We start from the raw sequence: 11448 nt of genomic DNA, 5'->3' as shown, positions 1-11448 counted from the left end.
TGCACATTAACTTCAAGGAGGGATAGCAATGGGACAGCCACAAGAAAAAGAAGAGGTTTTCGGGAATGCGTGGCTCACGATGGAAGAGGAAGAGAAGCGCCGGGCATTCGAATTTGCAGCCGGGTATATTGAGTTTTTGAACCGGGCCAAGACCGAGCGAGAGACCGCAACCTTTATTGAACGGGCAGTGCACGAACAGGGTTTTCTGGATTTGGGTAAGTGTGAAACTCTGAAAGCGGGACAGAAGGTCTATGTTAAGCAAAAAGGGAAAATCGCGGCGGTGGCCGTGATTGGGCAGGAACCACTGGAGAAGGGTTTCAATATCATAGCCTCCCACTTGGATTCCCCTAGGTTAGACCTCAAGCCTCGGCCGCTGTATGAGAAGGACGGGATGGTTTGGCTGAAAACTCATTACTATGGGGGAATTAAGAAATACCAGTGGACAGCGATACCTCTTGCTCTACACGGCATAGTAGTGAGAAAGAATGGAACCAAACTTATCGTAAGATTGGGGGATCAAGAGTGTGAACCTGTTTTCACCGTCCCCGACTTGTTACCACATCTGGCCCGAGAACAGATGGAAAAGAAGATGAGCGAGGCCGTAAGCGGTGAAGGACTTAATCTTTTGGCAGGCAACATCCCGGGAAGCGAAGCGGAGAAGGAAGCGATTAAAGCGGCTATTTTGAAGAGACTCAGACAGGAATACGGGATTGAGGAGGAAGACTTCGCCAGTGCCGAGCTGGAAGCGGTTCCCGTATTTAGAGCGCGGGACGTTGGATTTGACCGGAGTATGGTCGGGGGCTATGGGCAAGATGATAGGGTCAGCGTGTATACCTCACTTAAGGCGATACTGGAAGTCGAAGAACCCCCAAGAACGGCAATGTGTATCTTTGCAGACAAGGAAGAAATAGGTAGCACTGGTAACACCGGACTCCGCTCATATTTTCTCGAGAACTTGGCAGCCGAAATGTTGTTCCGGGTTGGGCAACGCGAATATTTGTCGGTAAGACGGGCACTAGCATCGTCCAGAGCTCTTTCGGCCGATGTGAATGCAGCCGTAGACCCCAATTACGAACAGGTCTTCGAGAAGATGAACAATTCTTTCCTGGGACGTGGAGTGGTAATTACCAAGTATACAGGTTCTAAGGGTAAGTATGATGCCAACGATGCTAACCCGGAATTTGTAGCATGGGTTAGACAACTGTTCGATGCTAATGGAGTAGTATGGCAGGTAGGGGAATTGGGAAAGGTGGATGAAGGCGGCGGTGGCACGGTTGCACAGTATCTAGCTCGCTACGGGATGGAAGTGTTGGACTGCGGCGTAGCCTTACTGGCCATGCATTCTCCATTCGAAGTGGCTAGCAAAGCCGATATCTACCACGCTTACAAGGGATACAAGGCCTTTCTTATGGCCGGGGACCCAACCTACGAGCCCTCGTGGTGGTAGAAAACGGTCGGGGGAAAGGACAGGGGAAAGGAGGTAGGGTTATGGCCGGGGAAGCAAGACTAACTCAGATGGTCCGAGCGGCTGGGTGAGCGGCCAAGATAGAGCCGGGGGCTCTGGACGGCATTTTAAACGGTTTATACAGTCCATCGGATCCCAGGTTGCTGGTGGGGTTTGAAAAGTTCGACGATGCAGGAGTATATCTTCTGCGTGATGACCTGGCTTTGGTTCAGACGGTGGATTTCTTCACTCCTATGGTGGACGATCCTTATTGGTTCGGGCAAGTAGCGGCCGCCAATGCTCTGAGTGATGTTTACGCCATGGGAGGGCAGCCTTTGACAGCCATGAACATAGTGTGTTTCCCGGCTTGTGGAGACATCGAAGTCTTACGGGAGATTCTTCGGGGTGGGATAGATAAGCTCAAGGAAGCAGGAACGGTATTGGTTGGAGGGCATTCGGTAGACGATAACGAACCGAAGTACGGGCTGTCGGTAACGGGGATCGTGCATCCTAACCAGATTATTCGCAACGATACGGTTAAACCAGGAGATATCATTTTTCTGACCAAGCCGCTCGGCTCAGGCGTCATTGCTACTGCGATCAAAGCCGAGATGGCAGAGAAGAGCGTGCAGGTCGAGTGTATCAAGTGGATGACTACGTTGAATCGTGCCGCCAAGGATGCTGCGTTGGCAGCGGGGGTTAGTGCCGGTACCGATGTTACCGGATTTGGCCTGGTGGGACACTTGTTTGAGATGGCAAAGGGCAGCGGGGTGGCTGTAGAGGTTTATGCAGACCAACTGGGATTTATGACCGGAGCTCGGGAGTATGCGGCTGTGGGCTTGATCCCTGGGGGGGCTTACGCTAACCGCGAATACCTAGGGCAACGGGTCGTGTTTGAGGAAGGGATAGATCCGGAGATTAAAGATCTCATGTATTCGCCCGAGACATCAGGAGGGTTGCTCCTAGCGGTTGGGGAAGACAGGAAGGCAGATCTTGTGAGAGCGTTAGATAGAGAAGGTCTTCCGCTGTTCTTGGTTGGCCGAGCAATACCGTCTGAAAGCCCGAGGGTGGAGGTTAAAGGGGGAAGGTAGGAAATGGAGAGGATAGTCGATGCCCGCGATCTGTCGGGGGTGTTAACCCCTTCTCTTTCGCCTGTCGAGCAGGCGGTATTGCTGGTCACTGGGCGTACTCTAGGAAGAGGGGAGGAAGACCTGGGGAAAAAACTGATGAGAAGCTTCTTGTTCAACTTGAGCCAGCGGGAAGGAGTAGTAAAGACTATCGTCTTGATCAATTCGGGGGTTCTCTTGGCTATCGAGGGTTCGGATGTGGTTGAATACCTGATGACATTGGAAAGATCAGGAGTGGAGGTTCTTTCTTGTAACGCTTGCCTCGACTATTACCGGGTGAGAGAAAAACTCATGGTGGGCACAGTTACCAATATGTATAACGTAATAGACTTGCTGGCCAATGCTTACAAGGTGATTACGGTTTAGAAGTGAGGTAATACAAGGTGGAACCCAAACGTTTTTCTCTAGGCGACATCGTAAGGATGAGAAAGCCGCACCCGTGCGGCAGCTATGAGTGGGAGATTACCCGACTGGGAGCTGACATCAAGATACGTTGCCAAAAGTGTAATCGACAGGTAATGCTCCCCAGAGCCAAGTTTGAACGAAATGTTCTCAAGGTGTTGAGCCAGCAGGGAAAGGAACTTGATGGCTAATATTGGCATATACTGTACCAAGGAGTACGGCAGTTCCTTGGGAGGAGAATCTATGATTGTCAGGTATTTGGAGGACAAGCGATTTCGGGTAGGGGATCTGGTAACCGTCAGATCCTTGGGTAGTAACCGACATTTCTGCATAATAGGTTTTAAAAGAAAAAAGAACGGAGAAAGTCTAGCCGTTCTTAAGGGCTTGTTTCAAGAAACCCATGTCATCGAAAAACCGATATCTGAGTTACAGAATCTCCTCATACGGGGAATACTGTAGCTGACTTTGAGACTAAGCCCCAAAGTGAGCAAAGACAAAGCAATACTATTTAGGCGAGGTAAACACGAAATCATAGATAGCTTTGAAGTAAGACTGCAGCCCTACGTAGATAATGTTGTTGTGGTCAGCATACGGGATAACCTCGATTTTTTTTTGCAAGCTCCCGAGTTGCTCGAACAAAAGCTTTGCTTCGGATATCGGCACTAGTGTATCTAGCTGCCCGTGAATAATCAGCGCAGGAAGCCTAATCTCCCGAATCATTGACAGGCATTCCGTTTCAAGTTTATTTAAATCTACGTTGTGTGCGGGCAAGCCTAGATGGCGTATCAGCCGGGTAGGGCTGGCAAACCCGCTTTCGATGATAAACCCTTTGATAAGATCGGGATACGAACTGGCCAGTTCTAGGGCCGACACACTTCCCATTGACCTGCCCATTACCCATAATCCACCCGAGTAACCTCTGCGAGAAAAAGTTGCCCGAACCTCATCCCATATAGCATGAGCATCTTTAACCAGATTAGAAAACGTTGGCGAGCCGGTACTGGCTCCATAACCGCGGTAGTCAGCTACCACTAGATTAAGGCCGATGCGGTTATAGAACAGAGAGATATCGTCGTGGTCGCTGACAACCTCTCCGTTGCCATGGAAGTACAAGATCCAAGGGAGATCCCGAGATTCCACGTAGAAGCGACAAGAAACAAAAACATCAGGGTCTACATTTACCGAAACGTCAAAACTATGAGGAGGGCCAGGAGCATTATCCTTACGGGGGAAAAACAGATACTGGAGGATATCAGGGTGATCGATAACGGAGTAATCGGGCACAAGCCAGCACTCCTTTCAGGATGTTGTTGATATCATGATAGCAATCGCGGATGGATTTAGCCAGCACGGTTTTCAATCAAGTGCAGGACGTGTTTCTTTTCTTTTTTGTTAGGTTTCTTTGAACCAGACGGATTTTCCTGTTATAATGTCAAGGAAATCCCTGCTCCAGGGTGGACCTGGAGCCGCTAGACCATAGGGAGGAGGTGGAGAGATGCGCCCGTACGAGCTCATGTACATCTTGCGGCCAGATCTGACGCCGGAGGCTATCGAAGCTGCCAAGGAGAGGGTCAGAACCATAATAGCCTCAACAGGGGGAGAATTTGAGCGAGAGGCCGAAGGATGGGGCAAGCGAAGGTTGGCGTACGAAATCGAGGATTTCACCGAAGGATACTACGTTGTATGTTACTTCAAAGGCCAGCCTGAAACAGTCCGCGAACTAGACCGGGTACTGAAGATATCCGAGGACTTTCTGCGCCATATCATTCTGCGATTGGACGAACGCTAAGGGGGGAGAACCTTTGCTTAACCGTGTGATACTTATAGGGAGGCTTACGCGCGACCCAGAGATGAGGTATACGCCCAACGGGACTGCTGTTAGCAGGTTCACCCTGGCGGTGGATCGTCCTTATGCTAACCAGGCTGGAGAAAGAAAAGCGGATTTTATAGAAATCGTAGCCTGGAGACAACTGGGAGAAACCTGTGCCCAATATTTAGGAAAGGGTCGCTTGGTGGCAGTAGAAGGAAGGTTGCAGGTACGTAGTTACGAAACCCAAGAAGGCCAGAAGCGCCGTGCCTATGAGGTAATAGCTGACACGGTAAAATTTTTAGACCGGGCCGGGCAGCAAGGGCGGACCTCGTCGGTGGCTGCTGGGGGCCGCGCGAGTGACGACTGGGAGTCTTTAGGGGAAGAAGTGAACTTGGATGAAATAGACTTGATCGACGATTCAGAGGAAGAGGTTCCTTTTTAAAAAGGGGGTATTGGGTTGAAAAAAGAACGAAAAAAGAAGAGAAAACAGTGTAATTTCTGTGCGGAAAAGATAGAGAACATCGACTACAAGGACGCAGCCCGCCTTCGCCGTTATATAACCGAGCGCGGCAAGATATTGCCGAGGCGGATTACGGGGAATTGCGCTAAACACCAGCGTCGCCTAACCACTGCCATTAAGAGGGCCAGGGAAATGGCGCTGCTTCCGTTTACCGCTGAATAAGGGCTCGAATACTGCTAGAGTGGACCCCTGGGGAAAGCCTCAGGGGTTCTAGTTTTTCGGTTTATTTGCAGGAAAAAGGCTATGTAATATCGAACCGAGGATAGCAGATTAACTGAGGGCGAAAACGGGGAGGTTTACCGAGTTGGGGTAAGAACTAGAGATATCAGTATTGCCGAGAATCTCAGGGTCATCGAATGGCTAAAAGCCGAGTTGGTAGAGTCAGTAGCTGCTTTGTTTAAGTCGCTGACGCGAGGGGGCGAAGAAGCTATAAACGATGCGCTGGCCACGATAATCATAACTACGTATATTTTGGGGCGAAGGTTAGGGATTGCATTTAAGGACGTTGACAGGAAGGTTCAGGGGAAACTAAGGTTGAGTATCAGCGAAGCCCATGAGGTAGAAAAATGGTACGGTGACCTCTCGGAACTGCTCAAGTATTTGGAGGAAAATAAAGCTATAAAAAGCACCTTGGATTGAACAGAGACATCAAGAACCAGAGGTAAAGGCACTCTGGAGATCTTTACGCTTGGAACCCGGTTTTGCTGCTTGGTTAGACCGAGAGAAGGAGGTTTCGCCTGTGAAAGTAGTACTTTTGCGAGAGGTAAAGAGCCTGGGCAAAGAGGGAGATGTAAAAGAGGTATCAGATGGGTATGCCAGAAACTACTTAATTCCCCGCGGATTAGCGGTAGAAGCGACCTCGGTCAAATTAAAAGAACTCAAGGAAAAATCGGAACGGAAAGACCGAAAGCTGGAACGCGAAGAGGAAAAAGCCAAAACCATAAAGGGACGTATAGACGGGCAGGTCTTGTCCCTCAAGGTCAAGGCGGGAGAAGGGGGGCGACTCTTCGGTACGGTGACTGCGAAGGATATAAGCGATACTCTGCAGAAGGAATTCGGGGTGACCGTGGACAAGAAGAGAATAGAGATTTCGGAACCCATAAAGCATTTAGGAGAGTATCGGGTAAAGATAAAGCTGTTTCCTTCAATATCCGCTGATATAATTGTTGTGCTGCAGGCTGACTAGCGACGGAGAACCGGTTTCGGTTGACACATACAACGGGTTTTGCTAACATAAAGTGTGCTGCGATCCTGTCATTTTCTGGTTAAGGGGGTGAAGAACCTTGTCGGCGGTAGTTGTGGTGGGGTCTCAGTGGGGAGACGAAGGGAAAGGCAAGGTTACAGACTTTCTCGCTCGCAAGGCAGATTTGATAGTAAGGTACCAAGGGGGAAGCAATGCCGGGCATACGGTGGTGAACGGGGATAAAAAATTCATGCTCCACTTGATTCCTTCGGGAATACTGTATCCAGATAAGGTTTGTGTTATTGGAAACGGGGTAGTCCTCGACCTTGAACTGTTGCTAGAAGAAATAGACCGCCTAGAAAAACAAGGGGTAGACACCTCCAATCTGAGGATCAGCAGCCGGGCGCATATACTGATGCCTTATCATAAGAGACTGGATGAACTGCAAGAACTAGGTTGCAGGCAATTAGGGACAACCAAGAGGGGCATTGGCCCCGCTTACGCCGACAAGATCGAGCGGGTTGGGTTTCGCATGATAGACGCTCTGGATCCCGATTTTCCCAGCCGGTTTGAGGCGGTGGTTAGAGAAAAGAACCGGGTGCTCGAGACTGTATACGGTGACCCTGGTTATGATTATGAGGAACTGCTGAACCGGGTTCAAGATTGTATGGATCGACTGCGCAAATACGTGGTTGATACATCGATCCTGGTTAATAACGCGATTAACGAAGGCAAAAGGGTTTTGCTGGAAGGCGCGCAAGGGACACTCCTTGACATCGATCACGGGACTTATCCGTACGTGACTTCTTCGCATCCTACGGCCGGGGGGGCGTGTGTAGGTGCGGGAGTTGGACCTACCCGTATCGCCCGGGTTCTCGGAGTGGTAAAGGCTTATACTACCAGAGTTGGAGAGGGGCCGTTTCCTACCGAGTTGACCGATGAAGTCGGGGACTATATTCGCGCTCGTGGAGCTGAGTTCGGAACCACTACCGGTCGCCCTAGACGTTGCGGCTGGCTGGACGCGGTTATTCTCCGCTATGCGACCCGATTGAACGGGTTGACCGATTTGGCGGTGACCAAGCTCGATGTGTTAGATGATTTCGACCGCATTAAGATCTGCGTAGCCTACAAACACAAGGGCAAGATTATCGAGGAATTTCCAGAAAGCTTACGGGTTCTTAAGGACTGCGAACCCGTATACGTTGAGGTGGAAGGGTGGAAGTGTAGTCTTGAAGGCTGCAAGACCTACGAAGATCTACCTCTGAAAGCCCAAAGATATATAGAAAAAATCAGTGAATTGACAGGGGTTCCTGTTTGTCTTGTCGCCGTTGGCCCCAAGAGGCAACAGACGGTTGTCATAAAAGAGATTTTTTAACGCGGCACTCTGGATATTTCCATAGACGGTTAGGGATAGTGGCAACGCGCCAAAAACGAAAAGCAGGTTTTGATATGAAGGGTCAATAAGCAAGCCGGTATGTTACGAACATGCCGGCTTATTTATTGACATCGTTCAGTCCGTTGACTATATTGTACTAGAGAACTAACCAGTCAGAGCTAAAACTCTCGGGTCGGGGGTTGAAGAATGACCAGCAGGAAAGACGCGGAAAAGGAATTCAGAAAACGATTCATCGCTGAGGTCGCTTACCGGCTTTTTGCCGACCGTTCGTTCGAAACGGTTACGGTGGAAGATATCGCGCGGGCAGCTGAGTTTGGGAAAGGCACCCTTTACCAGTATTTCGAAAGCAAAGAAGAGATAGTGGCCTATGTCATCCAGCGGGGTATTTCGGAGTTATGCCAGCGCATTGAGGCAGAGTGCCTGCAGGAAACTGATCTGTATGTCGCACTAAACAGACTAATCGAATTGCAGTACGAGTTTCACGCGACCTATGGTCGGCTGTTTCTCTCTTTGCTGAGGAGGAATCTGGATGGGCTGTTGACCAGTCAGTACTTTGAAGACGTTAAGAAACGGTATGAAGCAAAAACCCAGTTGACAGCCAAGGTGTTGGAAAGGGGTATTGATTCTGGGGTTTTTGTTTCAGCCGAAAGCTACAGGTTAGCTCGGGCCGTGGAAAGCGTGGTGAAAGGATTTGTAGTAGAGGGATTCGAGCGTAAGCAGCAAAAACCAACGGCTAGCGACATTGGCCTTATTAAACAAGTGTTACTAAATGGCATCATTAAGCGTCGAGGGGAGAATGGTAATGGTTAACCATGAAGGGGGTCCTGTAGCCGAAACTAACAACAGCAGGTTCAAGCAAAAACTAAGCTGGTTGGTGGCATTGGTGGTGGTGCTGGGGGGGATTACCGCAGGTGCATTCTGGTGGCATGAAATGAAGACTTACGTCAGAACTGACAACGCCAAGGTAGCCGGGAATATCGTAGATGTGAGTCCCAAGGCTTCCGGACGCCTGGAAAAACTATTGGTCAGAGAGGGCGAATACGTAAAAGCGGGACAGGTGATAGCCGAGCTAGATAACGATCAATACAAAACAGCGATGGACCAGGCCGCAGCCAGCCTGGAATTGGCGCGAGCCAACTATGAACGTTTACCGGAGGACCTCAAGTCCCTGGCGGCTGCGGTTGAAAGGGCCCAAGGAGCACAGGTTGCTGCTCAGGCGCAGGTGGAATCGGCCCGCATCGCCCTAGAAGATGCCAAGCGTTCGCTCGAACAGAATCAAAGCCTGTTTGCGGCCGGAGCAGTTGCTAAAGAGAGCTTACTGGCAGCCGAATCCCGCTATGCCACCTGCAAAGCGGCGCTAGAAGCGGCTGAAGCCAACGCTAAAGCCGCGCAAGCGGCGGTGGATGATGCTTCGTCCAAATGGGAGGCGGCGAAAAAGTCGGGGGTTCCTGCAGGATTGGCCCAGATAAAACAGGCCGAAGCGGCCTACCGCTTGGCTCGCCTGAACTATGAGAACACCATAATCAAGTCTCCGGTCAGCGGAATGGTTCTGAAGACTTCGGTTGAGGTTGGGGAAACTGTTTCTGCGGGACAGACGCTGGTTACGGTGTGTGATTTGTCCTCTACCTGGGTCGCGGCTAACATAGACGAAAACAAGGTAGGGAGGATTAAGGTCGGCCAGAAAGTTGAGGTCAGGTTGGATGCTTATCCCGGCCGCGTATTTGATGGGAAAGTTGTCGAGATAGGAGGAGCCACTCAGTCCACGTTTGCCCTGATACCGACTGAGAACACCTCGGGTAATTATACCAAGGTTACCCAACGGGTGCCGGTCAAGATCGCGGTTGAGGGAAAAGGAGTAGAATTGAAACCGGGGTTGTCGGCCCAGGTGAAAATACGCACCTCCAAGTGATAACCGTTTAAGGGGGCAGGTTCAGTGACCACTATAGAAAAAGGTGGAGCTGACAAAATCAACTGGTCGATAGCGGTTGTAATCATTATTGGAACTTTCATGGCGATTCTGGACGGTACCATAGTCAACGTCAGCCTGCCCAAGATGATGGCAGTTTTTGGGGTTCCGGCCAATCAGATCCAATGGGTAGCTACGGCCTACATGCTTGCCCTGGGCGTTGTCATGCCTATGACCGGTTACCTCGGTGACAGGTATGGGTACAAGCGAATGTACCTTTTCGCGCTGGGGATGTTCACCCTTGGTTCTGCCCTATGCGGGGCTTCGTGGAATCTGGCCAGCATGGTAGTAGCCCGGGTTATTCAAGCGGTTGGGGGCGGCATTATGCAGCCTCTGGGAATGGCTATCATATACCAGAACTATCCGCGTTCACGCATGGGTACGGTCCTGGGGGTATGGGGGATATCGACTATGGCTGCCCCGGCTATCGGGCCGACCTTGGGAGGATATTTAGTCGATTACGCCAGCTGGCGTCTGATATTCTACATCAATTTACCGGTTGGCATCTTAAACCTGTTCTTAGCTGCCCTTATTCTCAGGGAAACTCAAAAGATCACAGGGAAAAACTTCGATTTTGTTGGGATAGTTACATCCACAGTAGGCTTTCTCTGTTTGTTGTTAGCTTTGAGCCAGGGCAACGAACACGGATGGGGGTCTCCTTATATCGTCAGTCTGCTAGCAATCGCTTTTACCAGTTTAACCGTCTTGGTCGTTAACGAACTGAGGCATCCGGAGCCTGTGCTGGACCTGAGGCTCTTTCGCAACTTCACGTTTACCTTGTCCGTAGTAATCGGTTCAATTATTTCTATCGGTATGTTTGGGGTAGTTTTTCTTTTTCCCATGTTCTTGCAGAATGTTTTGGGTCAGAGTGCTATGCAGACAGGGGTGATTATGTTTCCCGCTGCTTTGGCCTCGGGGCTGGTAATGCCCATCAGCGGACAGATTTTTGATAGGTACGGGGCTCGGGGAATCGTCGTGGTGGGAATGGCCATAGTGACTTTTACCACCTACATGATGAGTGGTTTCAATGCTTTGACTCCTTTTTCGGTTATGATTGGGTGGCTGGTTTTGCGAGGATTGGGGATGGGATTTTCTTTCATGCCGGTAAACACGGCGGGGATGAATACGGTTTCGCCAGCCTTAGTAGGTAGGGCTTCAGCTCTCAGCAACGTGGTACGTCAGGTCGCAGCCGCCTTTGGCATAGCAATGTTTACCACTATCATGCAGCACCGGCAGGTCTTTCATTACCATAACCTCGCGCAAAACCTCAACTTAAAAGGCGATGAAGGAGCGGCTTTAATGGCTGGTGTTACTCACCTGGCTGCCGGCCTGGGGTTGTCTCCTGCTGCGGCTCAGGGCCTGGGTGCAAGCCTCATCCTGCAGCAAGTGGTAAAGCTTTCTATGGTTCAAGCTATATGCGACTGTTTCATCGTTTCTACCGTGATGTGCCTTTTAGCGACACTGTGTTCGCTCATGCTCGGTGGTTCTCGACGCCGACAACAAGAGCTGGTCGTAACTTCGCGAGCTCCTGTTGTTGAAATGTAGGAGTTAGTAGATTTACAATTGATTTTGAAAGCAAGGGCTTAATCTATGCGAAAGG

At 50.3% G+C, this 11448-nt stretch carries 15 protein-coding genes; 14 read left to right on the top strand and 1 reads right to left on the bottom strand.

Translation table 11 applies throughout. The features are described 5' to 3' along the window. Window positions 1-28 precede the first annotated feature (28 nt). From SLIP_RS11690 to SLIP_RS11670, 5 genes are read left to right on the top strand one after another with little or no spacing between them, the layout of a single operon-like run. Complete coding sequence (locus SLIP_RS11690) at window positions 29-1447, top strand: aminopeptidase (protein ID WP_013176492.1); 1419 nt, start codon at window positions 29-31, stop codon at window positions 1445-1447. A 41-nt stretch (window positions 1448-1488) separates the two neighbouring features. After that, on the top strand, window positions 1489-2535 hold the full coding sequence (gene selD, locus SLIP_RS11685) for a selenide, water dikinase SelD (protein ID WP_013176491.1): 1047 nt from the start codon (window positions 1489-1491) through the stop codon (window positions 2533-2535). A 3-nt stretch (window positions 2536-2538) separates the two neighbouring features. After that, entirely contained in the window at window positions 2539-2937 is a 399-nt protein-coding gene (yedF, locus tag SLIP_RS11680) for a sulfurtransferase-like selenium metabolism protein YedF (RefSeq protein WP_049765058.1), read from the top strand. 17 nt (window positions 2938-2954) lie between these two features. Continuing rightward, window positions 2955-3164, top strand: a complete 210-nt coding sequence (locus SLIP_RS11675; protein ID WP_013176490.1) for a DUF951 domain-containing protein — start codon at window positions 2955-2957, stop codon at window positions 3162-3164. Then, window positions 3154-3432, top strand: coding sequence for a hypothetical protein (locus SLIP_RS11670; protein ID WP_148216578.1), 279 nt, complete (start codon window positions 3154-3156; stop codon window positions 3430-3432). The genes SLIP_RS11675 and SLIP_RS11670 overlap by 11 nt, the downstream gene beginning before the upstream one ends. A gap of 45 nt (window positions 3433-3477) precedes the next feature. Here the strand turns inward: SLIP_RS11670 and SLIP_RS11665 are convergent, their stop codons facing one another. Beyond that, window positions 3478-4257, bottom strand: coding sequence for an alpha/beta hydrolase (locus tag SLIP_RS11665; protein ID WP_013176488.1), 780 nt, complete (start codon window positions 4255-4257; stop codon window positions 3478-3480). 211 nt (window positions 4258-4468) lie between these two features. On the opposite strand from SLIP_RS11665, the gene rpsF reads away from it, so the two are divergent. The 9 genes from rpsF (at window position 4469) to SLIP_RS11620 (ending at window position 11393) form a co-directional block, all read left to right on the top strand. Next, on the top strand, window positions 4469-4762 hold the full coding sequence (rpsF, locus tag SLIP_RS11660; RefSeq protein ID WP_013176487.1) for a 30S ribosomal protein S6: 294 nt from the start codon (window positions 4469-4471) through the stop codon (window positions 4760-4762). Window positions 4763-4775: 13 nt separating this feature from the next. Then, entirely contained in the window at window positions 4776-5225 is a 450-nt protein-coding gene (locus SLIP_RS11655) for a single-stranded DNA-binding protein (protein ID WP_013176486.1), read from the top strand. 15 nt (window positions 5226-5240) lie between these two features. Further along, window positions 5241-5465: a 30S ribosomal protein S18 gene (gene rpsR / locus SLIP_RS11650; protein WP_013176485.1), complete on the top strand. Its 225-nt coding sequence runs from the start codon at window positions 5241-5243 to the stop codon at window positions 5463-5465. Between the two features lie 162 nt (window positions 5466-5627). After that, window positions 5628-5942, top strand: a complete 315-nt coding sequence (locus SLIP_RS11645; protein WP_041433103.1) for a MazG-like family protein — start codon at window positions 5628-5630, stop codon at window positions 5940-5942. Window positions 5943-6042: 100 nt separating this feature from the next. Next, window positions 6043-6489: a 50S ribosomal protein L9 gene (rplI, locus tag SLIP_RS11640; RefSeq protein ID WP_013176484.1), complete on the top strand. Its 447-nt coding sequence runs from the start codon at window positions 6043-6045 to the stop codon at window positions 6487-6489. A gap of 97 nt (window positions 6490-6586) precedes the next feature. Next, the gene (locus tag SLIP_RS11635) at window positions 6587-7861 is read left to right on the top strand and encodes an adenylosuccinate synthase (RefSeq protein WP_013176483.1); all 1275 of its coding nucleotides are present in this window, start codon (window positions 6587-6589) and stop codon (window positions 7859-7861) included. Between the two features lie 207 nt (window positions 7862-8068). Further along, the gene (locus SLIP_RS11630; RefSeq protein ID WP_013176482.1) at window positions 8069-8692 is read left to right on the top strand and encodes a TetR/AcrR family transcriptional regulator; all 624 of its coding nucleotides are present in this window, start codon (window positions 8069-8071) and stop codon (window positions 8690-8692) included. Further along, window positions 8685-9791: an HlyD family secretion protein gene (locus tag SLIP_RS11625; RefSeq protein ID WP_049765057.1), complete on the top strand. Its 1107-nt coding sequence runs from the start codon at window positions 8685-8687 to the stop codon at window positions 9789-9791. Before SLIP_RS11630 ends, SLIP_RS11625 begins: the two co-directional genes overlap by 8 nt. A gap of 24 nt (window positions 9792-9815) precedes the next feature. Further along, window positions 9816-11393 carry a DHA2 family efflux MFS transporter permease subunit gene (locus SLIP_RS11620; protein ID WP_013176480.1) on the top strand — a complete coding sequence of 526 codons (1578 nt, stop codon included), beginning with the start codon at window positions 9816-9818 and terminating at the stop codon, window positions 11391-11393. Window positions 11394-11448 lie beyond the last annotated feature (55 nt).

It is taken from the genome of Syntrophothermus lipocalidus DSM 12680 (genome assembly GCF_000092405.1).
Taxonomy (GTDB): domain Bacteria; phylum Bacillota; class Syntrophomonadia; order Syntrophomonadales; family Syntrophothermaceae; genus Syntrophothermus; species Syntrophothermus lipocalidus.
This window is presented reverse-complemented; position numbering and strand designations above follow the sequence as displayed.

Bases quoted from the DNA above. Each gene is read 5' to 3' on its own strand.
- yedF (WP_049765058.1), top strand. From the start codon at position 2,539: ATGGAGAGGATAGTCGATGCCCGCGATCTGTCGGGGGTGTTAACCCCT.
- SLIP_RS11690 (WP_013176492.1), top strand. From the start codon at position 29: ATGGGACAGCCACAAGAAAAAGAAGAGGTTTTCGGGAATGCGTGGCTC.
- SLIP_RS11630 (WP_013176482.1), top strand. From the start codon at position 8,069: ATGACCAGCAGGAAAGACGCGGAAAAGGAATTCAGAAAACGATTCATC.
- rpsF (WP_013176487.1), top strand. From the start codon at position 4,469: ATGCGCCCGTACGAGCTCATGTACATCTTGCGGCCAGATCTGACGCCG.
- SLIP_RS11625 (WP_049765057.1), top strand. From the start codon at position 8,685: ATGGTTAACCATGAAGGGGGTCCTGTAGCCGAAACTAACAACAGCAGG.